This is a genomic window from Acinetobacter sp. AOR01_HL (genome assembly GCF_027855455.1).
Taxonomy (GTDB): domain Bacteria; phylum Pseudomonadota; class Gammaproteobacteria; order Pseudomonadales; family Moraxellaceae; genus Acinetobacter; species Acinetobacter baumannii.
Genome location: NZ_JAKTIM010000018.1, coordinates 356,234 through 381,480, shown reverse-complemented (window position 1 = coordinate 381,480; position 25,247 = coordinate 356,234). Strand labels below are relative to the sequence as shown.

At 39.1% G+C, this 25,247-nt stretch carries 23 protein-coding genes; 13 read left to right on the top strand and 10 right to left on the bottom strand.

Annotated elements, in window-relative coordinates; translation table 11 throughout:
• Nucleotides 1–275: 275 nt before the first annotated feature.
• The 7 genes from MKL62_RS06385 to MKL62_RS06355 all read left to right on the top strand — a co-directional run bounded on the left by MKL62_RS06385 (nt 276) and on the right by MKL62_RS06355 (nt 5,243).
• Complete coding sequence (locus MKL62_RS06385; protein ID WP_001109856.1) at nt 276–1,175, top strand: MlaA family lipoprotein; 900 nt, start codon at nt 276–278, stop codon at nt 1,173–1,175.
• Nucleotides 1,176–1,290: 115 nt separating this feature from the next.
• A complete protein-coding gene (gene gigA / locus MKL62_RS06380) occupies nt 1,291–2,259 on the top strand; it encodes an RsbU family protein phosphatase GigA (RefSeq protein ID WP_000273589.1) in 969 nt (322 codons plus the stop codon).
• 102 nt (nt 2,260–2,361) lie between these two features.
• Nucleotides 2,362–2,883, top strand: coding sequence for an anti-anti-sigma factor GigB (gigB, locus tag MKL62_RS06375; protein WP_000103065.1), 522 nt, complete (start codon nt 2,362–2,364; stop codon nt 2,881–2,883).
• Between the two features lie 26 nt (nt 2,884–2,909).
• Nucleotides 2,910–3,734 carry a carbon-nitrogen hydrolase family protein gene (locus MKL62_RS06370; RefSeq protein WP_000177095.1) on the top strand — a complete coding sequence of 275 codons (825 nt, stop codon included), beginning with the start codon at nt 2,910–2,912 and terminating at the stop codon, nt 3,732–3,734.
• A gap of 14 nt (nt 3,735–3,748) precedes the next feature.
• Nucleotides 3,749–4,126, top strand: a complete 378-nt coding sequence (locus MKL62_RS06365) for a DUF4951 domain-containing protein (RefSeq protein WP_000266120.1) — start codon at nt 3,749–3,751, stop codon at nt 4,124–4,126.
• A 160-nt stretch (nt 4,127–4,286) separates the two neighbouring features.
• The gene (locus MKL62_RS06360; protein ID WP_000371731.1) at nt 4,287–4,724 is read left to right on the top strand and encodes a MarR family winged helix-turn-helix transcriptional regulator; all 438 of its coding nucleotides are present in this window, start codon (nt 4,287–4,289) and stop codon (nt 4,722–4,724) included.
• 87 nt (nt 4,725–4,811) lie between these two features.
• Complete coding sequence (locus MKL62_RS06355) at nt 4,812–5,243, top strand: organic hydroperoxide resistance protein (protein ID WP_000051124.1); 432 nt, start codon at nt 4,812–4,814, stop codon at nt 5,241–5,243.
• 54 nt (nt 5,244–5,297) lie between these two features.
• On the opposite strand, the gene gspE is transcribed toward MKL62_RS06355, so the two are convergent.
• Nucleotides 5,298–6,788 (bottom strand): type II secretion system ATPase GspE, encoded by a 1,491-nt coding sequence (gene gspE, locus MKL62_RS06350; protein WP_001166325.1) that lies wholly within the window; start codon nt 6,786–6,788, stop codon nt 5,298–5,300.
• Nucleotides 6,789–6,884: 96 nt separating this feature from the next.
• On the opposite strand from gspE, the gene MKL62_RS06345 reads away from it, so the two are divergent.
• Complete coding sequence (locus MKL62_RS06345) at nt 6,885–7,706, top strand: DUF432 domain-containing protein (RefSeq protein WP_000462729.1); 822 nt, start codon at nt 6,885–6,887, stop codon at nt 7,704–7,706.
• 9 nt (nt 7,707–7,715) lie between these two features.
• Nucleotides 7,716–8,633: a mechanosensitive ion channel family protein gene (locus MKL62_RS06340; RefSeq protein ID WP_000785638.1), complete on the top strand. Its 918-nt coding sequence runs from the start codon at nt 7,716–7,718 to the stop codon at nt 8,631–8,633.
• Here MKL62_RS06340 and MKL62_RS06335 read toward each other — a convergent pair.
• On the bottom strand, nt 8,623–11,430 hold the full coding sequence (locus tag MKL62_RS06335; protein WP_005129634.1) for a DUF2339 domain-containing protein: 2,808 nt from the start codon (nt 11,428–11,430) through the stop codon (nt 8,623–8,625). The genes MKL62_RS06340 and MKL62_RS06335 overlap by 11 nt on opposite strands.
• Nucleotides 11,431–11,584: 154 nt before the next feature.
• Between MKL62_RS06335 and polA the strand changes: the two genes are divergently transcribed.
• Entirely contained in the window at nt 11,585–14,356 is a 2,772-nt protein-coding gene (gene polA, locus MKL62_RS06330; protein ID WP_005129635.1) for a DNA polymerase I, read from the top strand.
• A gap of 53 nt (nt 14,357–14,409) precedes the next feature.
• Here the strand turns inward: polA and MKL62_RS06325 are convergent, their stop codons facing one another.
• From MKL62_RS06325 to ppx, 5 genes are read right to left on the bottom strand one after another with little or no spacing between them, the layout of a single operon-like run.
• A complete protein-coding gene (locus MKL62_RS06325) occupies nt 14,410–14,979 on the bottom strand; it encodes a YggT family protein (protein ID WP_000501183.1) in 570 nt (189 codons plus the stop codon).
• A 21-nt stretch (nt 14,980–15,000) separates the two neighbouring features.
• The gene (gene proC, locus MKL62_RS06320; RefSeq protein WP_005804294.1) at nt 15,001–15,837 is read right to left on the bottom strand and encodes a pyrroline-5-carboxylate reductase; all 837 of its coding nucleotides are present in this window, start codon (nt 15,835–15,837) and stop codon (nt 15,001–15,003) included.
• Nucleotides 15,812–17,212: a tRNA lysidine(34) synthetase TilS gene (gene tilS, locus MKL62_RS06315; RefSeq protein WP_079270569.1), complete on the bottom strand. Its 1,401-nt coding sequence runs from the start codon at nt 17,210–17,212 to the stop codon at nt 15,812–15,814. The genes proC and tilS overlap by 26 nt, the downstream gene beginning before the upstream one ends.
• Nucleotides 17,149–17,970 (bottom strand): acetyl-CoA carboxylase carboxyltransferase subunit alpha, encoded by an 822-nt coding sequence (locus MKL62_RS06310; RefSeq protein WP_005129637.1) that lies wholly within the window; start codon nt 17,968–17,970, stop codon nt 17,149–17,151. The genes tilS and MKL62_RS06310 overlap by 64 nt, the downstream gene beginning before the upstream one ends.
• A gap of 18 nt (nt 17,971–17,988) precedes the next feature.
• Nucleotides 17,989–19,509 carry an exopolyphosphatase gene (ppx, locus tag MKL62_RS06305; protein WP_005129639.1) on the bottom strand — a complete coding sequence of 507 codons (1,521 nt, stop codon included), beginning with the start codon at nt 19,507–19,509 and terminating at the stop codon, nt 17,989–17,991.
• Between the two features lie 279 nt (nt 19,510–19,788).
• Here ppx and trxA point away from each other — a divergent pair, with 279 nt between their 5' ends.
• Entirely contained in the window at nt 19,789–20,115 is a 327-nt protein-coding gene (trxA, locus tag MKL62_RS06300) for a thioredoxin (protein ID WP_001276875.1), read from the top strand.
• Nucleotides 20,116–20,436: 321 nt separating this feature from the next.
• Complete coding sequence (rho, locus tag MKL62_RS06295; protein ID WP_001054522.1) at nt 20,437–21,705, top strand: transcription termination factor Rho; 1,269 nt, start codon at nt 20,437–20,439, stop codon at nt 21,703–21,705.
• 193 nt (nt 21,706–21,898) lie between these two features.
• Here the strand turns inward: rho and MKL62_RS06290 are convergent, their stop codons facing one another.
• Nucleotides 21,899–22,024 carry a hypothetical protein gene (locus tag MKL62_RS06290; RefSeq protein WP_085940555.1) on the bottom strand — a complete coding sequence of 42 codons (126 nt, stop codon included), beginning with the start codon at nt 22,022–22,024 and terminating at the stop codon, nt 21,899–21,901.
• A gap of 94 nt (nt 22,025–22,118) precedes the next feature.
• Here MKL62_RS06290 and MKL62_RS06285 point away from each other — a divergent pair, with 94 nt between their 5' ends.
• Complete coding sequence (locus MKL62_RS06285; RefSeq protein ID WP_000897691.1) at nt 22,119–22,376, top strand: hypothetical protein; 258 nt, start codon at nt 22,119–22,121, stop codon at nt 22,374–22,376.
• 169 nt (nt 22,377–22,545) lie between these two features.
• Here MKL62_RS06285 and MKL62_RS06280 read toward each other — a convergent pair whose 3' ends face one another.
• Nucleotides 22,546–22,842: an integration host factor subunit alpha gene (locus MKL62_RS06280; RefSeq protein ID WP_000126166.1), complete on the bottom strand. Its 297-nt coding sequence runs from the start codon at nt 22,840–22,842 to the stop codon at nt 22,546–22,548.
• Complete coding sequence (gene pheT, locus MKL62_RS06275; RefSeq protein WP_005129643.1) at nt 22,839–25,220, bottom strand: phenylalanine--tRNA ligase subunit beta; 2,382 nt, start codon at nt 25,218–25,220, stop codon at nt 22,839–22,841. Before pheT ends, MKL62_RS06280 begins: the two co-directional genes overlap by 4 nt.
• Nucleotides 25,221–25,247 lie beyond the last annotated feature (27 nt).

The following is a 25,247-nucleotide window of genomic DNA, read 5'->3' as shown; positions in this document are numbered from 1 at the left end:
TCACTTAAAGCAACCAATCTAATCACAAGTAACTGTTTTTCAACAAGTTTCTATCTGCATCACCGCCGATGGATGTGCATTATAGACCATCTCATCCCCTTTGCAACCCCTTTTTATAGCAATTCATATCAAGCGTACATTTTTTAGGCTTTTTGGCTATATTTCTATATAATTTGATCAATTTTACATTGATAATAGCTTATCGCTTCTGTATTAAAATATATCTCTACCCAACTGCATATTGAATATAGCCTGGCTAGCGGTTAAGGAATTATATGAATTATTCTAATTTACTTTTGTCGAGCTTATTAACTGTAGGTCTTTACACCTCAGCCCATGCTCAAGAAAATCTTACTGAAGAATCTGCCGCTAGTTCGGAAGATGTTACTTCAACCCAGACTCAGCATAGCCGACCTCACTTACAAATTATTAAAGATTTGAAAGGCATAAAAGTTAAAGATTTAAAGATCAACGCAAATGCTGCTCAACCGGATACAGTAAAAGATCCATTACAGTCACTGAACCGTCCAATTTATTCTTTTAACGATATGTTAGACCGCCATGTTTTGCGTCCCGTTGCTGTTGAATATAGAGAAAAGACGCCAGAAGATGTACGTGGTTCTTACCGACAATTTCGTAAAAACCTTGGCGAACCATGGAATGCTGTTAACCAACTAATTCAAGGACGTCCTGGCCGCGCCGCAAAAACTTTAGGTCGTTTTACTATTAATACGTTAACAACTTTAGGTTTAGCCGATCCAGCGAGCCGCTTAGGCTTACCTCCTGAAGAAGAAAGTTTTGGTGTAACTCTCGGTTACTATGGTGTTCCTTCTGGACCATTTCTTATGCTGCCTTTCTTTGGGCCAAGCACTTTACGTGATGGCGTTGGCTTGGCTGTAGATGCTCAGGCCCGTCCACAAAAATATATTATGGATGACCAAGATGGCCTGTATTGGTCGACTAATCTATTACAAGCCGTTGATACACGCGCTCAATATCTAGATTTAGACCAAACGATACAAGGCGATCAATATGCGATGATTCGTGATTTATATCTCCAACGTAAAGCATTCCAGATTGCCGAGAAAAAAGGTGATTCGGCAGATGTGTCTTTTATTGATGATGACGAATCTGAAGATGTACCAGAAGATAACACTGATAAAACCGAAAAATAATTAAAGGACATATCAAGGTATTGCATTTTTCTTATAGAAAGGCAATACCTTGATTTTGGTCATACATCCTCTATGATGGATAAAGTGATCTTGAAAAAGGACTACCATATCTTCTATGTATTTTATTAAACCGACACGCTCTATCCCTTTCGTAGAGCAAGCTCTGGAAGCATTACCAGACTTACAAGTCATTCACATAGATGATCTCGATTTATACGACCCAACAATTATCGCAATTGCTGATGTACAAGATTTCCTAACTTATAAATGGCGTTTACCTACAATCGTGATTGCTTTTGAGCATGAAGGTAGTGCTTTAGCTCAAGCATGGGAAGCTGGTGCTCTTGCAGGATGGGTATGGAACCAATTACCTAAAGATCTAAATAAAGCTTTAACAAGAATTGATGCACAATATAAACGTAATCAGGATAGCCGTGATTTACCTTCGGCAGCAGAATTACAAAAACGTTTATTGCCAAATCCTATTGATTTATTAAATTATGAGGTTGAAACTTTTTTCCAACCTTCTGCCTATTTATCAGGCGACTGGTACGACTACTGGAAGCTCAATGATAAAGAGGTTTTATTTTATCTCGCCGATGTATCGGGGCATGGTGTAACAAGTAGCTTATTAACTTCTTGGATGGCAGCCTTTCATGGTCGCTCCAAAACACCACGACAGTTAATCAAAAAGTTAAATGGGATGCTAGTTCAAGAGAATATTGAAAAACATATTACAATTGTGGTCGGTATTCTAAATCTTGAAACTCATAGTCTTCGCTGGTCTAGTGCAGGTCATTACCCTCCTCCAATTATTTTTGAACCTAATCAACCTCCAAAAATTTTAACCACCAGCAGCTTTCCCTTAGGGTTAACTGATGAGTTAGAAGTTGAAGAACATGTATGCACATTAAATCGTCATGCACGTTTCATTATTTGCTCAGATGGAGCACTAGAACCATTTGATGGCGGCTTGAATGATCAGTTTCAACAATTAGTTCAACATTTGCAAAATCAATCATTCCAAGCCCCTGATCACGTTGCTGATGACATTGCCATCTTTAGTCTTTGTCGAATGAATTAATTTAAGAATCAATTAATTACATAATATACGACTTAAGGACTCTTGAGTCTGAGATGGCACTATGTGATAATTTTTCTATCCTTCTCTGAAAATGGCATTTATATGTCAACAGGTCATGTTGAATATGCAAGTTTAAATGGAACGCATATTTTCAAGCTTATTGGTGAAGTGCGAGCCCATTCTTGTATAAGTCTAGACAAACTTTTAAACAGAATTGAACAGCAAGAAAATGTTGTTGGTGCAATCGTTGATTTAACCCAAACAACATTTATTGATAGTACTGTATTAGGTATCCTAGCTAAGCTAGGTTTAAAACTGAAACAGACTCATCATATTCAAGCTGTGATGCTATCTACCAATCCAGATATCACAACCTTAGCCAACAGCATGGGGCTAGGGCAGGTTTTTGTCATCCTGAATTATTGTGGCGATCCTAACGTTTGTACTTTAACGTTAACTGACGAGCACATTACTCATAATGCGATGCTAAGAACCGTTCTGGACGCACACAAGACATTGATGAAACTCAATGCAAATAATCAGAACATGTTTGAGCCGCTTGTTAAGCAATTGCAAAAAGAACAAGACACGCTTGAACAAGTATCTGATAAGCAAAATGCCTAAACTTTATTGCTAATCTGGATGTGTATATGACTCTTGTTTCAGTTGTTCAAATGAATTCTCAAGATGACATTGAAAGCAACTTTCAAGTGATTGAGTCATTGATTCAGCAAAGCAAGGCTCAAAATGCCAGCTTAATTGTTTTTCCCGAAAACTTTGTTTGTTTTGCGGCTGGCAAACAGCGTGAAACAGCAGAGCAATTTGAGTCGATTCAACAAAGACTTGAGAAACTTGCACATCAGTATCAAATCTGGATTGTTGCAGGCACTCTACCGTGTCCATTTCGTCCGGATGGTTCCATCATACAAGATGGTCGAGTGCGTACAGTGAGTTTATGCATCAGTCCTGAACGTACCGAAGCACGTTATGACAAAATACATTTATTTGATGTACAAGTTGGCGATGCTGTGGGTGGATATCAGGAATCTCGTTTCTTTGAACCAGGAACAGACGTTGTAGTCACATCTACCCCTTTTGGCAATATTGGCCTAATGGTATGTTATGACTTGCGTTTTCCTGAGTTAACTTTAACCCTTAGACAACAAGGTGCTCATCTATTAACTGCTCCTGCTGCATTTACCTATACAACAGGTCAGATGCATTGGCAGCTTTTGCTGCAAGCACGTGCAATGGATAGCCAATGCTATGTTTTAGGGGCTGCGCAACAAGGTTGGCATGGGGAAAAACGCCAAACTTGGGGGCATGCAGGAGCAACTGATAGTCGTGGTCAAGTTTTAAGTATGATTGGTTATGAAGGGAACGGTTTAATTACGGTACCTTTTGATTTAGCTGCTCAAGAACTTGTTCGTAAATCAATGCCTTTAATGATGCATCGTAAATTAATTCACTATTAAAAGCTTAATTATTCATGTGGAAATACTTATTTAGCATTTTTTGCTTAGGGGCAAATATTCATTGTTATGCGACTGATTTTGGGGCAACAAATAATTTTGTCTCTCCAAATTTGCAGCTTAAACAAAATGTACTTCCTCCTACTCCAAAAAATATTCCTCTGCCTGCTTTTGGTCAGCGGATTATTGGTTGGGGGACAGGTGCAGAAGGTGCCAGACAGCGTTTAGAGAATATTCAGCCTGCCGATGTTTCTATGATTAAAAAACAAGGAACAACTTTAGAAATGATCACGGCCTGGCAAGATTTTTATGAACAAGAGCAACAACGTAATGAAAATAACCCAACTGCAAAATATCGTGCTCGTTTAATGAAAAAAATTGCCGACCTTTGGTAACCATTTTAAATTAGTATTTTTAAGTGATGGAGTAATGTTTAGATTACTCCATTTTTTTACGTTATCTTATTTTTATCAATAGCTCTAAATTATGAGCATTTAAGAAATTAAACATAAAGCGATATACTAGAAAAGCACCAATTAGTTTTCTGAGGAATATATGGACCAAGACTGTCAAAATCTAAAGCTTGAGAATCAATTATGTTTCCTCATTTACTCAACAAATTTAGCCCTTAATCAACTTTACCGCAAACTTTTAACTCCATTAGGGATTACTTATCCTCAATATTTGGTGATGTTAGTGTTGTGGGAAAAAGATGAGATTACTGTTTCAGAAATTGGCAGCAAGTTATTTTTAGAGTCTTCAACTTTAACCCCAATTTTAAAAAAGTTAGAAGCATTGCAGCTTCTTAATCGTACTCGTTCAAAAGAAGATGAAAGACAAGTCATTATCACGCTTAGCGAAAAGGGGAAAAAACTTAAAGAACAGGCCGTAAATATTCCAACGCATATCTTAGAGGCCAGTTCTTGTGATACGGCTACCCTTCTCGGTCTCAAAGATCAATTAACACAACTCCGTACAAATATAGCTAAATAATCACCAATTTTTTTACAAAATTGACTTGTTAAAATAATTAAGTTGTGTACGATATATTTGCATTCAATTTAATTTAGGAATAAAAAGATGTCATTAGAAAAAGTTGTGTATCGCGCAAAAGCTAAAGCAACTGGTGGCCGTGACGGTCGTGCAACGTCATCAGACGGTGTATTAGACGTACAACTTGGTGTGCCTAAAGAAATGGGCGGCGCTGGTGGTGCTGTAACTAACCCAGAACAATTATTTGCAGCAGGTTATTCAGCGTGCTTTTTGGGTGCTTTAAAATTCGTTGCAAACCGCGATAAATTTAATATTAGCAAAGATGCTTATGTTGAAGGTGAAGTTGGTATTGGTCCAATTCCTACAGGTTTTAGTATTGAAGTTACTTTAAATGTTTATTTAATCGGTATGGACCGTGAAGAAGCTGAAAAGTTAGTTGCAGCAGCTCATATCGTTTGTCCATATTCAAATGCAACTCGTAACAATATTGATGTGACGTTTAATATTGTGACTGAATAAGTTTTAATATAAAAAATGCCCGAATCATATCGGGCATTTTTTATATCTTACAAATTATGCTTCACTTGCTTCATTGGTTACACGAAGCACTTCTTCAAGTGTAGTTTTACCTGAGAGCACCTTACGTAAACCATCATCGCGAATAGAACCAGAATACTGACGAGCATGATTTTCTAATTCAAATTCAGCTGCATTACCATGAATGAGACGGCGCATAGGTTCATCAATAGGTACAATTTCATAAATCGCTGTACGGCCATTAAACCCTAAATGAGAACACTGATCACACCCTTGAGCCTCTGGTAACTTTAAACTTGGTTCATGGAAAATATGCTGAAAAACTTGCTTCTCAAAAGTATCGGCTTCACGCCATGTCATACAATGTGGACATAAAGTACGAACCAAACGCTGCGCAACCACCCCAATTAAAGAGCTTGAAAGCAGGAAAGGTTCAATCCCCATATCTTTAAGACGAGTCACTGCACCAATAGCAGTATTGGTATGTAGCGTCGATAAAACCAAATGACCTGTTAAGGATGCCTGCACCGCAATTTCAGCAGTTTCTAGATCACGAATCTCCCCCACCATGACCACATCTGGATCTTGACGTAACATTGCCTTTAAAGCACGAGCAAATGTCATATCCACTTTGGTATTCACTTGAGTTTGGCCAATTCCTTCAAGCTGATACTCAATTGGATCTTCGGCAGTTAAGATGTTACGGGTGTTGTCATTTAGATCAGATAAGGCAGCATATAAAGTCGTCGTTTTCCCCGAACCAGTAGGCCCTGTGACCAAAATAATACCGTGCGGACGATGTACTAGCTGAGTTAAACGTTCATAGTCATTTGCCATTAAACCTAGGTGAGTCATATTAAGGCGACCCGCTTGTTTATCGAGTAAACGCATGACCACCCTTTCACCATGTGACGATGGCAAAGTTGAAACACGGACATCGACTTCACGACCAGCAAGACGTAAAGAAATACGTCCATCTTGCGGTACACGCTTTTCAGCAATATCGAGTTTCGCCATAACTTTAATACGCGAAACAAGTAACGGGGCTAGTTCACGGCGTGGCTGCACAATTTCACGTAATTGACCATCTACCCGTAAACGAACTGATAGCTTTTTTTCAAAAGCTTCAATATGGATATCTGAAGCTCCTACTCGAATTGCCTCAGAGAGAAGAGCATTGATTAGACGAACAATAGGCGCGTCATCCTCTTGATCCATTAAGTCTTCTGTTTCAGGCACCTGATCTGCAAGGCTTAATAAATCCGGATGGTCTTCTAAGCCCGCAGCTACTTGTTGAGATTCACCTGTATCCCCTGCATAACTGGTACTTAATAGGCTATTGAATTCTTGTTCAGTGCATAATTGATAGTATGCAGGTTTCCCCAAAATTCGTCTTGCTTCCTGCAATGCAATTTTTTCTGTATTTTGACGTCTAACAATAAAAACTTGATCACCGTCATAACGAAATAAAACACCATGACGCTTGGCAAAACTATATGGAACTTGTATTTGTTTCAATATTTGCATCACAATTTATAATGATGAGTAAGATGATTTTGAGTGTACTCTAAGCAGATTACAGCGTGAAGTCTGTTTAACAACTCGGTAGAGGAATTTTACGTCTTGTTTGAAAATAATGAATATCAGCCTCACCCCCAGAATTCTTTAAAATGGTGGGGTGAACAGCACTTTGAAATTAACCAGTCCAAAGCATGGCAATTCGGTTCAATGCTCTTTCGTTTAACACGTGGCATAAAAGAATGGCGTATCGAATATTATCGCCCGACTCTCCAAGATGATAATGAGCAAGATTGGCACATCATAACGGATGCAAATTTTGGTTTTCCACATTCTGTGCAAGTCGAACGTTATATGTTTCGGAAAACAAATCCGAAGTTTCTACTCATGCCACGTTTGGCGGACCGATCAGTGGTAATTAAACCGGTTGATCCAATCTACATTCCAGCGGGTCAACGTGGGACACTTTATATTAGTACCCCCCTATGGATTGCCGGTTTAGTTGAAAGTCAGCATGAACCTTTATTTGAGATTCCTGTGATTCAGCCTAAAGATACATGGTTTGGTCCCAATGCCCAGCAAGGTGAAATTTGTTATGCAACCTCTGTTGATGGTCGTACCGATTTAAATCTATTAACCCCACGTGCTTTTCGTGCAGTTACGCCAATTGATTTCCATAATACCAGTAATCATCAATTACGCTTTGATCGTATGAATGTACCGGTTACTGCCCTACCGCTATTTTATAGTGAAAGTACAGGACGCTTATGGACATCACAAATCAAAGTCTACTATGAAGGCTCTGACCGCCCAGCCCGTATTCGTATTGAAAACCGTACTCCCCCTCTGGCAGGTGAAGTGACTTATGTTCACCCACCACGTTCACCGGGTGGTGCGCTATTTAATATGTTTGATTCATTCTTTTAAGGGGGTTTTATGGCCGATTCAAGTATTCCAAAAGATATCGCTGATAGCCTCAAAAGCATATTTACCAATATCAATACCGAACGAATTAGTGAAATTTTAGTCGGTGTTGTGCTTTGTTTTATTGGTTTTGTCCTTGCCCGTATTATTTCAAATACATTTATTAGAACCGTTGGCTCACGTTTTAATGCTCACCAGCGTCTGGTATGGCGCCGCGGTATTTTCTATTTTATTTTCTTACTCTTCATTATGACGAGTTTAAAAGAAGCAGGGTTCAAACTTAGTGTATTTCTGGGGGCAGCGGGGATCTTAACAGTAGCACTCGGTTTCGCATCACAAACATCTGCCAGTAACTTGATTAGTGGTTTATTTTTGATTGGTGAAGGTTCATTTGAAGTCGGTGATACGATTCAAATTACACTTATTCGCGGGAATACAATCGAAGGCGAAGTTATCTCAATTGATTTGCTTTCGGTAAAGTTACTTACACTCGACAACGTCTATATTCGTTTACCAAACGAACAACTCATTCGTGCTCCTGTACACAACTTATCAAAATATCCAATACGGCGTATTCCAATTACTTTGGCAATTAACTTTCATGAAGACATTATTAAAGTTCGTGAGGTTCTACTTAACGTCGCAGCGAATTATCCACTCGTGTTAGATGATCCAAAACCTGCTGTTACAGTTACTGCTTTTAGGGAGTCATCGATTGAGCTTTTATTTGCAATGTGGTGTCGTCAAGAAAACTCTTTAAAAGTTCGAGATGAAATGCAAGAACGTATCCGAAATGGTTTTTTAGATAACCAAATTGAAATTCCTGTTCCGAAAATGGGCTTAATTGATCGACCAACTACTGCTTTTGCAGAAGATGATATCGATCAATACAGTAATCAAAAAGAGTTAAAACGAGAGCCTAAAGCTTAGGCTCTTGATTCTTCTGTACAGAGGATGACGGTGGTAATGGCGCAAGATAAGCAATAATCAACATTACCCCACCTGCTCCAATAAAAGAAATGACCCGAGTTAATGTCGCGCTTTGTGATAGATCAAGCAAAATTAGTTTTAATACAACAATCCCTAAAAGTGCAGCACCGACGAACCAGAGTTGACGAATCATTTTTCGACTAGAGTATGTAGTCAAAATAAATGCCAATATAACCCAAAGTAACGTCAAACTTAGCTGTACTACACCATTTGTCCAAATTGAAGCACTCCATAGCGGTGTTGCCCAGTAATAGTGCAAACCTCTGACGACTACACTACTAAATACCAGCAAGCCCACTAAAATTGTTGTAATTTTAAAAGTCCATTCCAGCGATTTATCTTGATCAAAAGCATGCTGATAAATAATAAAGAGTAAGCCAGCAAATACAAAAATTGAAAAGAAGTCAGTTAAGTTAATTAAAGGAACAAAGTAAAGATATTCAGCAGAATGAACATCAACACTCACTACAAGCAACCAAATGAGGCTTAAACACCACACCGGAATTTGATGCAATAGTGTCGTTTTATGAGTTTTATAAGCCCAAAGCGAATAAACTACAGGAACAAAAGCCAAAGCGACTATTGGCATTTTTGGGAAAATAGCCATGCCAACTATCGCTAACGCTAACCAGCTTAAACCCGCCCATACCTTGACGTAACCCAAATGACTTGACTGCGGTTGAGCCATAATAAATAAGCCACTAAGAATAATGGTAGAGACTAGGAAAGTAGTTTGTTGTAATGAGTCTACCCATTTAAACAAAGTGAAGACCTGACTCATAAAAGCCTCACCCAAAACTAATAACAGTAACAGGCTAATTAAAATTAACTGCAAACTTTGCCATTGCACACGAAGTTTATAGTGAACAATCGCACTAAATATTGCGATTAGGGCTACGGCGAAGATCAAATACGGACTTAAAGCGTGATGATGCCATGCCATTATTTCTACACCTGCTACGGCGCCCGCATACATGCCTAAACATAAGAAAATACCGCTAAACATGCTTGCGCTAAAATAGCGTTGTTCTTTGCTGTTGTATTGCAATAAATAAAAGGCCGAAATGAATTGGGCAATTGCATAAATGCTAGTGCTTAGCGTTGGAAACTCTTCATTTGCCCAAACCTGATAAAACAGTGCAAGTGAGCTGAGTAAAACTAAAATCACACCAATATATCGGCTTAAACGGTAGCGTTCAGTTACTCCCCAAACGATTAAAGCCGTTCCTTGTGCAACCCAGCCAATAGCAGTCCAGTGCGCCCCTTTTGCGAGTGGAAAAATTAAGGCAAAAAAAGCAACCGCGAGAATGAAAAAACTTTTTGCAAGGACTGAAAGCTGGGGATGAGTTTTTTTAATCCAGAACGTTAACACCGCATAAGTGCCTGCTAAAACAACAGCACCAATTGTTAAAGCTTGGGTCGACTCATGAACTAAATAAGCATGAAGCGTAAAGCCTAATACAGGAACACTAAAAATAAGACCAACATCTAAGAGCGGCGGTAAACGGATCCCCTCTTGTTTTTCATGTTCTGAAACCCGTGAGATATTTTGGCTATAACGAACACTTAACCAAATAAATAGCGCTATATGGAGCCATAAAATCCAGTCTAATGTGTCAAATTTTGCTGGCTCTGCATAAAATGCGATTGCACTACCGCCAATAAACATTGTGGCAAAGAAAGCGATCTGATTTAGGATTTTCCAAGGCTGAATAAAATTAACCGCAGCGACTGCAAGATTAATAACAAGATAGTAACTAAATAAAAAAACCACATCAGGACGATATTGCGGAATAACTAAAGGAGCCGCATACGCCATACCCAGTGCGAGTATTGCCAAATAAATAGCTTGTTGTTTTAAACTCAAGAATACTGTAATTGCTAATAAAATCGTAAATAGAATACTGGCTGTAGTTAGGCTGGTGATTACACCAAAATGATGTGAGAACACAAGCGTTAGAAAGACAACAGCTAACCCTACACCTTGCAATGCTACAGCAAATAGCTGGTTTTTCTTTTGCAAGGTATATCCAAATGTTGTTAATACACCTCCTGCAATCGCAATAAAACCAAGTTTTACACCTAAGCTCAACTGCCAGTGCTCACTTGCAAAACGCAGTAAGAGCACTACCCCAACCATAAGCACAGCAACAGCAACCCTTAAAATTGGATTACCATGAATCATCCAATCGACTGCTGGTTGCCACCATGCGGTGGTCTGTGTACGAACTATTTGTTCTTCTTGATTTAACGCTGTTGTTTCAGGTAAAGCTGGCTCGGTAATATTGTTTGGATCAACTTGCTCTAAAACAGGCGTTATCACTTCTGTATGTATAGATTCATTTACATTTACTGTTTGCTTGGCTGTCTCGAGGAACAATAAACGAGTATGAAATGCACTGATGGTTTGAATCAAACATAACAGTAAAACCAGTAATGCCCCACCAGCAATCCACATCCAATGATTGATATAAGCAACTAATGCAACCAAAGCGGCGGTATAAATTACCGTTCTTTGCATATGAATAGAATAAAGTGGCGTTGTCTTGTGAGAAAACTGTTGTTCTAAATGAGTTAAACGTTGATGCAGACTTGATAATGACTGAACCAGTATGACAGTGAGCGCAATAGATAAAGCAACAACGGCACTCTGAAATTTAAAACCAATTGAAATGGCTAAAAACAAAGTCAAAGCGATCAAAACAATGATCATTCCCTGTTTGTCTTTTTTATACATGGGCTTAGCAATATGACACCTTCATTACAGGCCATCTTACTTCAAGCCAATACATGCGTATATTTATACATACAAAATACTGCAAAAATCATAAACCTGCATTCATAGCCGTTTTCACGTAAAATACCCATAATTCAGTTTAAGGAATTGTTCAATGCCACCATTTGTCTTGGTTGATGGGTCCTATTTTTTATTTCGTGCATATCATGCATTACCACCATTGACGACCTCTACAGGGTTACATACCAATGCAATACGTGGAGCAATTTCTGCCATTCAAAAATTGATGCGTCGTATGCAACCGACACATATGGCTGTCATTTTTGATACGCCTGAGCCAACTTTCCGTCATAAGCTTTCACCTATTTATAAAGGTGACCGCCCGACTATGCCGGAAGAATTGTCTCAACAGATTCCATATTTACATGCATTGATTAAGGCTCAAGGGATTCCTTTATATAGTCTTCCGGGTGCAGAAGCCGATGACATTATCGGGACTCTCGCTAAACGCGCCGTAAAAGAAGGTCATCATGTCCTTATCTCAACCGGAGATAAAGACATGGCCCAGCTGGTTAATGACTATGTAAAACTTGAAGATAGCTTTAAAGATCGAGTATTAGACACTGACGGTGTATTTGAAAAATTTGGGGTTTGGCCAAATCAAATTATCGATTACTTAACCCTTATGGGTGATGCATCTGACGGCATTATGGGTGTACCTGGCGTAGGCGCAAAGACGGCTGCCAAATTACTGACCGAATATGGGACATTGGATAATATCATTGCCAATGTAGACCAACTTAAAGGCAAACTGAGCCAAAATATTAAAGATAATTTAGACAATATTAAGCTTGATCACCAGTTGGCAAGCATTGTCTGTGATCTTCCTTTAGAACTCGACTGGCATGAATTAAAACTTACTGATCCAAATGTAGATGCCTTACGCACTCTCTATACGGAGCTTGAGTTTAGAAATCAGTTACAGTCTCTCGATCATCCAAACAATCCAAATAGCTCAAGCTATAAGCAGCAAGCTTCACAAACTATTGTCCAAAATGAAGTTAAACCTGTTCAAACGATTGAAACAGAAGATCAAGCAAGCTTGACTAGTCAAGATGACCAGCTTGGAACTGCAAACTATCATACTGTTTTAACACAAGAAGCATGGGATCAGCTCTGGCAACGCATGCAGAATGCCGATCATTTTGCTATTGATACAGAGACCACAAGTCTTGATTACCGTATTGCCGAGATGGTTGGTTTTTCAATCGCATTTGATGCGAAAGATGCCTACTATGTTCCTTTAGCACATAATTACGAAAATGCACCACAACAACTGGACCGTGAACAAGTTTTAGCGCAAATCAAGCCTGTACTTGAAAATGAAGCAATTAAAAAAATCGGTCATCATCTTAAATATGATGCGCACATTTTTGCTAATCACGGCATTGAACTTAAAGGTTGGTATTTCGATAGCATGCTGGCATCTTATGTACTGAATGCAGCAGCTACTCGTCATGGCATGGATGATGTTGCTCGTGTTTACCTAAGCCATTTGACCACTACTTTTGAGCAAATTGCTGGCAAAGGTGCAAAACAGAAGACTTTTAATCAAATTGAGATTGAAGTTGCAGCTCATTATGCAGCAGAAGATGCACATGTGACCTATCGTTTATATGAAGTACTTTCAAATAAACTTAAAGCACATCCTGAATTAGAAAATATTTTATATAACATCGAAATGCCAGTTGCCCGTATTTTATCGGGTATGGAAGAAGATGGTATTCGTCTAGATCATGCTTTCTTAGATAAATTAAGCGTTGAATTTGCAAAAACAATGGAAGGGCTTGAAAATCAGGCGATGGAAATTGCAGATGAAACTTTTAATATTGCATCTCCTAAACAAGTAGGTGAAATCCTATTTGATAAATTAGGAATTAAAGGCGGTAAAAAAACTGCAACTGGACAATACAGCACCAGTGAAAGTGTTTTAGAAAAAATTGAACATCCTTTAGCGGAAATTATTTTAGAGCATCGCGGTTTAGCAAAGCTAAAAAGTACCTATACTGATCGTCTAGTTGAGCAATCTCATAACGACACGCATCGCGTACATACGAGCTATCACCAAGCACTGACAGCGACAGGCCGTCTCTCCTCTTCTGATCCTAACTTACAAAATATTCCAATTCGTAGACAAATTGGGCGTCAAATTCGTAAGGCATTCATTGCACCAGAAGGACGAGTTTTACTAGCAGCCGATTACTCACAAATTGAACTTCGTTTAATGGCTCATTTCTCTCAAGATGAAGCATTAGTACACGCATTCCAGCATGGACAAGACGTTCACCGTCGTACTGCTGCAGAAGTATTAGGCATTGATATCGAAGATGTGACCAATGATCAACGCCGTCAAGCGAAAGCAGTTAACTTTGGACTACTGTATGGTATGTCTGAGTTTGGTTTAATTCGTCAATTAGGCTTTACACGTCAAGAGTCACAGAACTATATCAAACAATACTTCCAGCGCTATCCTGGCATTTACGAATACATGCAACGTACCCGCCAAGTAGCATCAGAGCAAGGTTTTGTTGAAACTATTTTAGGTCGTCGTCTTTATACACCAGATATTGATGCACGAAATGTAATGGTACGTAAGGCTGCCGAACGTGCTGCAATTAATGCACCGTTACAAGGTAGTGCCGCTGATATCATTAAACTTGCAATGATTGAAGTCGATAAAATCTTGCCAAAAGATCAAGCCAAGTTACTACTTCAAGTACACGATGAATTAGTGTTTGAAGCAGATCAAAACATTGCCGAAGAACTCTCTAAGCAAATCGCGACTGTCATGGAATCTGTAGTAAAAATTTCTGTGCCTTTAGTCGTTGAAGTTGGGCAAGGCCAAAACTGGGATGATGCCCATTAATTAGTAGAAATAAAAAAAGGGCTGTATTAACAGCCCTTTTTTATTGCGTTAACTTAAAGTCCTGTTAAAAGAACTTTTGCAACTTCATTCATTAAGATCTCGGCAATATAAAGCGCTAAAAAGGCCAAAATTGGAGATAAATCAATCATTCCCATATTAGGCAATAAACGACGGAATGGTGCGAGTAATGGTTCAGCTAAATCTTGAATCACTTCAATATAAGGTGAACGCGATTGAGTGAACATAACCACCCAACTCAAAATAATTGTCGCGAAAATTAAATAACGGCAGAAACGAATTAGGTCCTGAATCATAGTCACAAATGTCAGAATCACTAAGTGAACCGGACTATTTGGCATAGAACCAGAAAGATACATCACGCCAAAAATTTTCAGCAAATATAAAATAATTAAAAGAACCAACGCAGCCAAATTAAATCGGCCTTTTGCGACCGTCGGAAAAATTCGGCCAAAAATATCAACAATTTTAGTCGCCTTTACGGTCGATAAAACCACAGGATTATAGGGACTTACTGCCGCCAATTGCATTAAAAAACGGAAAAAGACCAATAAAATCGCGACATTAATTAAAATTCCAAAAATTAGCGCAGAATTTGCACCCATAGTTGTCTTATCCTATTTAAGCTATTTCGCACTGTCACTCAATTCTTGAGCCAATTCTTGACTACGCTTCTGTGCAGCAGCCAATGCAGATTGAATATTTTGGGAGATTTGTGCACGGTCAAAAACTTCAAGTGCAGCTTGAGTTGTGCCATTTGGCGATGTCACATTCTTACGAAGTTCAGAAGGAGTATTTGAACTCGTAATTGCCATTTGAGCTGCACCTAATGCCGTTTGAAGAGTCAACGCAGTTGCAACTTTTTCATCAAGTCCTAAATTTTTACCCGCACGGATCATACTTTCCATGAGATAGAAGAAATATGCAGGACCTGAGCCAGAAACCGCTGTTACCGCATCAATTTGAGCTTCGGAGTTTACCCAAATTGTTAAGCCTGTGGCTGCTAAAATCTGACTTGTTAATTCACGATCCGAAGTACCTACTACATCATTTGCATAGATACCATGTGCACCCGTCTGAACTAGAGCTGGCGTATTTGGCATAACTCGAACAATTCGATTGCTATCAATTAAGTTTGATATCGTTTGGATTTCAGCACCAGCAATAATTGAAATAACCAATTTATCTGATAACAGTCCTTTTAAAGGACGTAAAACAGTCGCCAAAACTTGTGGTTTTACTGCCAGTACAACGACATCAGCATTTTTAATTGCAGCTACATTATCTTGTGTCACATGGACTTCTTTTTCTTGCAATAATTGACGTATTTGCTCAACAGGATCTGAAACGGTAATACGTGTTGGCGGTAAACCTCTTGAAATGAGCCCACCAATCAAAGCTTGGGCCATATTACCACCACCAATAAAACAGATATTACTATTTACTGCACTTGTCATAACCATCTTCGCCATTTACCAGATTACAAGAATAAGAAATTAAATCTGGTTGCCATCCTCCTTGCTCACAATACGGAGACTGAGCCAACCAAAATCCTTTCGGTGTAAAAACCCCAAGCATAACATTATCTATGACTAATATTTGAATTGTATGACGAAGCCAAGGCAAAATATGTGCTTCTTGAATTGCTTTTTTTAATGGCCATTGCCCAACACGACCATATAAATGGACCTTTTCACCACCTTGGCGTCGAATAATTTTTAATTTTTTATTTAATAAAGATGCAGACAAACCCATATTTTTTTGAGTAATTTGAAATTGTCCTGAAGCGCATTCCACTATTTCCCCTAGTTGAAAATAATGCTCCATCTCGGTTTCAACTGGATTTAATTTTTCAACAAGAAAAACTTGCTTACTCAACCTATAAAGATGATGTTGATAACGAACATAATAAAACTGGTTCCAGTGTAATGCCGCTTGTGCATCAGATTTTGAATCAATTACTTCATTTTTTAAACGCTCAACCATTTCAAATGCAGGTCGATATTGCCCATCACCTTTCATCCAAACCGAAAGCAATTGACGCTGACGGGCAGAAGATAGTTTTAATAGCTGATTTAAGTCCAAACATTCGTCCGTACCACAATTTTGCAAATCAACTTTTAAAACTTCCTCTAAAATTTCAGAAGCATCTTGCATCAAATAGCTAGTACGACTAAGTGCTTGCTGCATTTTTGGAAAACGGTTTTGTAAGAAGGGCCAAAGTTCTTCACGCGACCACGCCCGATCATAATGGATATCGTAATTTGTAGGATCATCTATATACTCAATTTCAACTTGAGTAGTCCACTCGGCAATCTGCTCACGGGTTAAATCCAAAAAAGGGCGCCAAATTGTCATATCAACACGATGATCAATACACTGCATAGCAGCAAGCCCATCAACACCCGCCCCCGACAATAAACGTAATATTACTGTTTCAGCTTGATCTTGCTGGTGATGAGCAAGCACTAAAATTTCGTTGGCTTGTAAATGTTGTAGATAAGCTTGATAACGTGCCTGACGTGCTTGAGCTTCCAAATTACCGTCAGTAACTTGAACTTTTTGAATGGTATAAGGAATATTTAAATGAGTCGCTTGTTTAGCAACGAGTTCGCCCCACTCTGCACTTTTTGATTGCAGTTGATGATCTATGTAAATTATTCGGATCTTATGAGGGAAAATTTGAGACATCAAATGTAGTAGCAGCATTGAATCCATGCCGCCACTACATCCAATAAGAAAAGTACTATTTTCTGAAAACTCTTGAGCCTGTTTTAAGACGCGATGCCTAAATTTTCGCTGCCAAACTTCATTAAACGTTGATAACGTGCTTCGCATCGTTCATTTGCATCCATTGGTAGCAACTCATCCAAAGCTTGCTTCAAAACTACTTTTAGGTTTTGCATGACTTGCTTAGGGTCTAAATGAGCCCCTTCGCCTTCATCTACTACATATTCAACAATACCTAGAGATTGTAATTTATCTGCTGTCAAACCTAAAGCTTCGCTTGCTTGAGCCGCTTTTTCAGCAGTTTTCCACAAAATAGATGCACAGCCTTCTGGTGAAATCACAGAATAGATACTATGCGACAACATAATTACTCGGTCAGCAACACCAATACCTAAAGCACCACCAGAACCGCCTTCACCAAGTACTGTTGCGACAACAGGAACTTTCAAACTTGAAAGTTGAGCAAGGCTAGTTGCAATTGCTTCAGCTTGTCCACGCTCTTCAGCACCAACACCTGGGTAAGCACCCATAGTATCAATAAATGTGAAGACCGGAAGGTTAAAGCGCTCTGCCATATCTAATAGGCGTTGAGATTTACGGTAACCTTCTGGGTTAGCCATACCGAAGTTGTGCTTTAATTTTTCACGGGTACTACGACCACGGTGTTGGCCAATAACCATCACAGGCTGACCATCAAAACGAGCAAGACCACCTACCATCGCACCATCGTCACCAAACAAACGATCACCATGCAAGGCATCAAACTCTGTAAAGATTTCACCGACATAATCTAGAAACTGCGGACGATCAGGATGACGTGCAATTTGAACCGTTGTCCACGCTTTGGACTGAGTAGCTTTTTTCATAGGTCGAATATTATCCCTTTAATCGATAAATTTTTCCGACTGAATATTCAATTCAATGTCCCAATGCTTAAACTGCTCTTGCTCATCATGCAAGTCGGCAACTAACAATGGCCATTGTTTGGCATCACCAGAAACACTAAGTTGCCATTGTTGATCATTTATGATGGTCAGTTCAATGGCAGGAAGCATCTGATCACTTCGACTATGGTTGAGTAAAACTGCTAGGCGAAGTAATAAACATACATAAAGTAATTTATTACCACCAGCCTTCAAAATTTCATTTTTTACATCATTTCGCAATTTACGACGGTGGTGAGCGACCAAATGTGAAAGGTGATTTTGATCAATTTGTGAGAAGCCCGGAATATCAGAATGCTGCAATAAATAAGCACCATGACGGTGATACCCACCATGACTAATCGCCAAACCAATTTCGTGCAAATAGGCAGCTCGACGCAGTAAGTCACTGTCTTCACTGGTTAAATTAAGAGATTCCGCAACACCATCAAATAATTGCTGTGCTGTATTTACAACCCGTTCTGCTTGTTTTGGATCTGCGTTATAACGCCCCATCAAAGCCTGTACACTACGATCACGAATATCTTCATGTTTAAAACGACCTAATAGGTCATACATGACTCCTTCACGTAATGCACCATCAGAATATGCCAAACGATCAATTTCTAAAACTTCGAAAACTGCGTACAAAATTGCCAATCCGGCTGGCAAAACTGCTCGTCGGTCTTCTCTTAACCCTTCAAAATCAATTTCAGAAATATTTTTAAACTTAAGTAATTTATCTTTGAGTTTATATAAGCCTTCTCGAGTGACGTTTTCTTGTTCATCACTCAAGCCCATATTTACCATAATTTGGCGGCAAGCTTTAATCGTTCCACTAGAACCAACTACAGTATCCCAACCTTCCATTTTATACGTTGTTGCAATAGCTGAAAGTTCTTTACGGGCAGCAACAACTGCTTTATCAAAGGCTTTTTGTGTGATTTCGCCATCGGCAAAGTAAGCTTTTGTATAAGCCACGCATCCCATTTGCAATGACTCAGTGTAAATAGGTTCAAACTCTTCACCAATAATGAACTCAGTAGAACCACCACCAATATCTACAACTAAACGTCGACCACCATTTGCCATGGTATGCGATACGCCAAGATAAATCAGACGTGCTTCTTCTCGCCCAGCAATAATTTCAATAGGTTTAGGCAAAATTTCTGCTGCTTTTTGAATAAACTCATGGCCATTTTTGGCCTGACGTAAAGCATTGGTTGCCACAATTCTTAAACGATTGGGTTGAACAGAACTTAAACGTCCCACAAAACGAGCTAAACATGCTAATCCACGTTGTTGTGCTGCTTCTGTTAAATTTTTATTTTCATCAAGACCAGCCGCAAGCTGTACTTTTTCTGACATTGAAGCCACTTTTTTAACTTCACCGTGATCTACCCGTGCAATGGCAAGGTGAAAACTGTTCGACCCCATATCTATGGCAGCAAGTAATTCTTCATCAATCAGAAAGTCAGACATTATTGAACTAAACCCATAACAATTCACGCCTAGAGTAATTCACAAGAATGCAATTGAAAAGCCATTTTCATCAACAATTAATAGCCTTTGATATTTTTCTATTTGTTAAACGATTGTACAAGCCGATGATGAATATCGTGAGCATCCATTAGACAAATTTACTTAAGCCTTGAATAATAGCATCAAACCCTTACATTGAACTAAGTAGCTATGTAATACTGATAGAGATTATCTCCTCCTATAGTGATAGCACTTTTTTCTAAAAATTGGAGCCGTACCATGTCTGCGACTATTGTAAATACAACTGATGATAACTTCCAAGCAGATGTTCTAGATGCTGAAACACCTGTACTTGTTGACTTTTGGGCAGGTTGGTGTGCACCTTGTAAAGCAATTGCACCTGTTCTTGAAGATTTATCAAGTGAATATGCGGGTAAAGTAAAAATCGTTAAAGTTGACGTGACTTCTTGTGAAGAGACGGCAGTGAAATACAATATCCGTAATATTCCTGCTCTATTACTTTTCAAAAATGGTGAAGTAGTAGCTCAGCAAATCGGCGCTGTGCCTCGTTCTAAACTCGTTAGCTTCATTGACGAAAACGTTTAAGACGTAACGTTACGGATGAAAATACGCTATACCTTTATAGCGTATTTTTTTCGGCTATAAATTGACAAATTAGCTGATCTCACTTATATTGCATGCTCAAGAGGCACTGAAGGGAATCGTCTTCTGTCCGGCTTCTTACAAGACACAAACATAAAGATCGCCGCTCGGCAACAGAAATTGTTTTTTCACATTTCTCTTCGAAACAGTTAATCAGACTTCTGAATTGTTATTGTGTAAATACAATTGCGATACTCTTTTTTGTATGCGAGCGATTTTTCTTCTTTTTAAACCACACTCTACTCTTTCCTAATTCTGACCCTTATGAACTTAACTGAACTCAAGAAAAAACCAATCGGCGAACTAATTAAAATTGCTGAATTTATGGGCCTTGAAGGTATGGCTCGTAACCGAAAGCAAGATATTATCTTTGCCATCTTGAAACGCCATGCGATGAATGGCGAAGAAATTTTTGGTGACGGCGTTCTTGAAATTCTCTCTGATGGTTTTGGTTTTTTGCGCTCTGCCGCAGGTTCGTATTTAGCTGGTCCGGATGATATTTATGTGAGCCCTTCACAAATCCGACGCTTTAACTTGCGTACAGGTGACACCATCACAGGTACCATTCGTCCACCAAAAGAAGGTGAGCGTTATTTTGCTTTGCTCAAAGTTAATCAAATTAACTATGACACACCAGAAAATTCACGTAACAAAATTTTATTTGAAAACTTAACTCCACTTTTCCCGACCGAACAACTGGTTATGGAACTTGGTAATGGTACAACAGAAGACTTGACCGCGCGTGTAGTCGATTTAGTTGCACCAATCGGTAAAGGTCAACGTTCTATTATTGTCGCTCCGCCAAAAGCGGGTAAAACAATGTTACTTCAAAACATTGCTCAATCTATTGTGAGAAACAATCCGGAAGTTTTCCTTATTGTTTTATTAATTGATGAGCGCCCAGAAGAAGTAACTGAGATGGAGCGTACCGTACGCGGTGAAGTCGTTGCTTCAACATTTGATGAAGCACCAGCACGTCACGTACAAGTTGCAGAAATGGTCATTGAAAAAGCAAAACGTCTTGTTGAGCATAAAAAAGACGTTGTGATTTTACTTGACTCCATTACACGTTTAGCCCGTGCATACAACACAGTAATTCCTTCATCAGGTAAAGTATTAACTGGTGGTGTGGATGCACATGCTTTAGAACGTCCAAAACGTTTCTTCGGTGCTGCTCGTAATATCGAAGAAGGCGGTTCTTTAACAATCATCTCTACTGCTCTTATTGAGACTGGCAGTAAAATGGATGATGTCATTTACGAAGAGTTTAAAGGTACAGGTAACCAAGAAATTACACTTGATCGCCGTATAGCTGAAAAACGCGTCTTCCCTGCCATGAATATTAAGAAATCTGGCACACGTCGTGAAGAACGTTTAATGGATGAAGATAAATTACGTAAAGTTTGGATTCTCCGCAAACTTCTTCACCCTATGGATGAGTTGGCAGCTATGGAGTTCTTACTTGATCGTATGAAAGAAACCAAAACAAATGATGATTTCTTTGATCAGATGAAACGTAAAGCTTCAACATAATCATATTATTTATTCTAAAAAGGCCGCTCTATTGAGTGGCTTTTTTATTTGGTTGACAAGCTTTACACAAAAATACATTTTGCTGATTTCTATGTAAAATTATTTATAAGCTTTTGAAAACAAATATTTTTAGTATAAAAAAGCCATGTTTTTTAGTAGCTTACTTATACCTTTTCCAATATATCTCAGCTGATTAATTGTTTTTTTCTGTTAAAAAACAGACTTTTTTCACTCTTTTCCCGATCTTTTTTGACAGCCAACAGTAGTATTTCAACATTTGCAGTGATAGCATAGCGGCAGACCAGTTAGACTGCTCCATGCGTTGTTACCTAGCTACGTTTTAGGAATAATAAAAGCAAAACAGTCCAACTTAGGTTTTTTTAATCTCAAATCTTTTTTGTGAGAGTGATGCCATGTTATTCAAAAAATTCGCTGTTGCTGCTGCTGTTGCTGCTACTTTAGCTTTCGTTGGTTGTACTAAGAAAGAAGAAGCTCCTGCTGCTTCTGCTGCTTCTGAAGCTGTAGCTGCTGCTTCTGAAGCTACTGCTGCTGCTTCTGAAGCTGCTGTAGCTGTTGACGCTGCTGCTTCTGAAACTGCTGCTGCTGCTTCTGAAGCTACTGCTGCTGCTTCTGAAGCTACTGCTGCTGCTGACGCTTCTGCTGCACACTAATCTATATTCTAGATTAGCGAAAAAAGAGGACATTTTGTCCTCTTTTTTTATGGCTAAATTTTATGTTTACACATCAAATAGATCAGATGTATTAATGGCTAAGTATACTTTTCTAATATTAAGAAAAATTTATTCTAGATTTATTTAAAGTCATAAATAAAAAAGCAGATCAATCGATCTGCTCATTTCCAACGCGTTGTCTAAATTTCTGACCCGCTCTGAAGGTAACTACACGGCGTGCAGAAATCGGAATTTCTTCGCCAGTTTTCGGATTACGTCCTGGACGCTCGCGTTTATCTCTAAGCTCGAAATTACCGAAACCAGAAAGCTTAACCTGCTCACCCGCAATAAGCGCTTGGCTAATTTCGTCAAAGAACAACTCGACCATTTGTTTTGCTTCACGGCGATTTAAGCTGGTTAACTCACTTAAATGATCAGCCATGTCTGCTTTAGTTAATGCTGTCATGAGGCCCTCAATGTCGCTTGATAAGTGTTTTCCAACACTTGGATTATATTGTCCATACCAGATTTAATTTCAGCATCTTCAAGCGTACGTGAAGGATGTTGCCATAATAACGCAAACGCTAATGAGCGTTTACCTTCTTCGACACCCTGCCCCGTATACACATCGAATAACCAAGTAGAGTCTAAAAGCTCTCCACCAGTTTTTTCGATTAACTGCTGAATATCTCTAACATTTATATTATCAGAGATTAAAAGCGCAATATCACGTCTAACCGAAGGAAAACGTGATAATTCTGTAAAATTAGATACATAAGATTGCAAAACAGCAGCCTGATCAAGCTCGGCAACCCAAGTTGTGCTCAAATCTAGTTCGTTTTCTAAAGATGGATGCAAGCGGCCTAGATAACCAATTGATTGGCCATCAACTAAGATTTCAGCAGATTGCCCTGGATGCAACCATGGACGCTCTGAACGGACATACTCAACTTTGACACGTCCAGCAGCTAAAATCTCTTCTACTTCACCTTTAAAATCGAAGAAATCCATTGGCTGTGGCTTAGCATGCCATGATTCAGGTTCACGAGAACCTACGGCAACTAAAGCCAATGTAGGAATTTGCTTCAGATCCTGAATAGAATTAGCATTTTGATAATCAAAACGCAAACCTAGTTCAAAGAAACGTACACGGCTTTGCTGACGGTTTAAATTATATTGTACACAAGGGATTAAACTCGAAAGCAATGTGCTGCGCATTGCGGCCAAATCACTAGAGATTGGATTTGCCAACATTAACGGACTTACTTGCGGGTTCAATTGCTTTTCAAGTTTTGCATCAGCAAAGCTAAAGCTAATCGCTTCTTGATACCCTAAAGTGACTACCGTTTGACGTAACTGCGCGATTTCAAAACGATCTTGGTACTTAGCAAGTTGAACATCCATACTTGGTAAGCTGATCTGAATATTGTCATAACCATCAATACGTGCAACTTCTTCAATCAAATCTTGATAAATTGCCATATCGTAGCGATGTGATGGTGGAACTACGCTCCATTCACCATTCGCTTGAACAGTGACTTCACAACCTAATCGAGTTAATGCATCTGTAATGAACTCTGCCGCTACTTTGTAACCCAACAACTGGTCTACTTGAGCTTGCTTAAGTTCAATCGCTTCACGTTTCGGAAGTAAATCAGATTTTTCAGCTACAGTAATTGGACCGAACTCACCACCCGCCAACTCTTGAATAAGCTGAGAAGCACGGTTCATCGCAATTAACGGCAATTCAAAATCTACACCGCGTTCATAACGTTGTGAAGAATCTGTATGTAAACCAAAGCGACGAGCACGTCCAGCAATCGCAAGCGGAGCAAAAAATGCGCTTTCCAAGAAGATATCAGTCGTATCATCAGTTACGCTTGATGCTAGACCACCCATGATGCCAGCGATTGCTAGTGCTTTCTGGTCATCAGCAATAACCATCACATCTTCTTGCAACTCAACTTCTTGATCATTCAAAAGCTGTAACTTTTCTTGTGGCTTAGCTTGGCGAACGTGTACATTTCCTTCGATTTTAGCTAAATCGAAAGCATGCATTGGCTGACCCAATTCCATGAGGACATAGTTCGTTACATCAACTAAAATACTATGAGTACGAATTCCTGAACGTGCTAAAGCTTGTTCCATCCACTCTGGGGTCGAAGCTTTAATATTTACATTTTTAATGACACGTCCTAAGTAGCGTGGAGCACCATTCGTGTTGATGACTACTTTTTTCTCATCAGTAATTGTCGCATCAACTGATTTGATTTCAGGCTCATTCATTTGCAGTTGGTTAATCACTGCAACTTCACGTGCGATACCACGAATACTAAAGCAGTCACCACGGTTTGGTGTAATACTAATATCGATGACATTATCATCAAGTTTTAAGTATTCACGAATGTTTACCCCTACTGGAGCATCATCAGGTAACTCAAGTAAACCATCGATTTTATCTTCAAGGTCAATTTCAGAGGCACCGCACAGCATGCCTTGTGACTCAACACCACGAAGCTTACCTTTTTTGATTTTAAAATCACCCGGTAATATTGCACCAATAGTTGCCACAGGTGCTTTCATTCCAGCACGAACGTTAGGAGCACCACATACAATTTGTAAAGGCTCACCTGAATCAATATTCACTGTTGTTACACGCAGACGGTCTGCATCAGGGTGCTGTTCAACTGTTAGAACTTCACCAACTACAACGCCAGTAAATGGCTTAGCAACAGGTGCCAGCTCATCTACTTCAAGACCAAGCATAGTCAACTGATCAGATAATGTATCGCTATCAATTGCTGGGTTAACCCATGTGCGTAACCAATTTTCGCTAATCTTCATCTTTATAAAACCTTATTTAATCCTGAA

Coding starts and splice junctions, on each gene's coding strand:
- MKL62_RS06355 (WP_000051124.1), top strand. CDS start 4,812: ATGTCATTAGAAAAAGTTGTGTATCGCGCAAAAGCTAAAGCAACTGGT.
- MKL62_RS06360 (WP_000371731.1), top strand. CDS start 4,287: ATGGACCAAGACTGTCAAAATCTAAAGCTTGAGAATCAATTATGTTTC.
- proC (WP_005804294.1), bottom strand. CDS start 15,837: ATGGTTATGACAAGTGCAGTAAATAGTAATATCTGTTTTATTGGTGGT.
- tilS (WP_079270569.1), bottom strand. CDS start 17,212: ATGCGAAGCACGTTATCAACGTTTAATGAAGTTTGGCAGCGAAAATTT.
- MKL62_RS06310 (WP_005129637.1), bottom strand. CDS start 17,970: ATGAAAAAAGCTACTCAGTCCAAAGCGTGGACAACGGTTCAAATTGCA.
- pheT (WP_005129643.1), bottom strand. CDS start 25,220: ATGAAGATTAGCGAAAATTGGTTACGCACATGGGTTAACCCAGCAATT.
- MKL62_RS06370 (WP_000177095.1), top strand. CDS start 2,910: ATGACTCTTGTTTCAGTTGTTCAAATGAATTCTCAAGATGACATTGAA.
- MKL62_RS06280 (WP_000126166.1), bottom strand. CDS start 22,842: ATGACAGCATTAACTAAAGCAGACATGGCTGATCATTTAAGTGAGTTA.
- MKL62_RS06325 (WP_000501183.1), bottom strand. CDS start 14,979: ATGGGTGCAAATTCTGCGCTAATTTTTGGAATTTTAATTAATGTCGCG.
- trxA (WP_001276875.1), top strand. CDS start 19,789: ATGTCTGCGACTATTGTAAATACAACTGATGATAACTTCCAAGCAGAT.
- MKL62_RS06285 (WP_000897691.1), top strand. CDS start 22,119: ATGTTATTCAAAAAATTCGCTGTTGCTGCTGCTGTTGCTGCTACTTTA.
- ppx (WP_005129639.1), bottom strand. CDS start 19,509: ATGTCTGACTTTCTGATTGATGAAGAATTACTTGCTGCCATAGATATG.
- MKL62_RS06290 (WP_085940555.1), bottom strand. CDS start 22,024: ATGGAGCAGTCTAACTGGTCTGCCGCTATGCTATCACTGCAAATGTTG.
- MKL62_RS06335 (WP_005129634.1), bottom strand. CDS start 11,430: ATGTATAAAAAAGACAAACAGGGAATGATCATTGTTTTGATCGCTTTG.
- rho (WP_001054522.1), top strand. CDS start 20,437: ATGAACTTAACTGAACTCAAGAAAAAACCAATCGGCGAACTAATTAAA.
- MKL62_RS06365 (WP_000266120.1), top strand. CDS start 3,749: ATGTGGAAATACTTATTTAGCATTTTTTGCTTAGGGGCAAATATTCAT.
- polA (WP_005129635.1), top strand. CDS start 11,585: ATGCCACCATTTGTCTTGGTTGATGGGTCCTATTTTTTATTTCGTGCA.
- gigB (WP_000103065.1), top strand. CDS start 2,362: ATGTCAACAGGTCATGTTGAATATGCAAGTTTAAATGGAACGCATATT.
- MKL62_RS06385 (WP_001109856.1), top strand. CDS start 276: ATGAATTATTCTAATTTACTTTTGTCGAGCTTATTAACTGTAGGTCTT.
- MKL62_RS06340 (WP_000785638.1), top strand. CDS start 7,716: ATGGCCGATTCAAGTATTCCAAAAGATATCGCTGATAGCCTCAAAAGC.
- gigA (WP_000273589.1), top strand. CDS start 1,291: ATGTATTTTATTAAACCGACACGCTCTATCCCTTTCGTAGAGCAAGCT.
- gspE (WP_001166325.1), bottom strand. CDS start 6,788: ATGCAAATATTGAAACAAATACAAGTTCCATATAGTTTTGCCAAGCGT.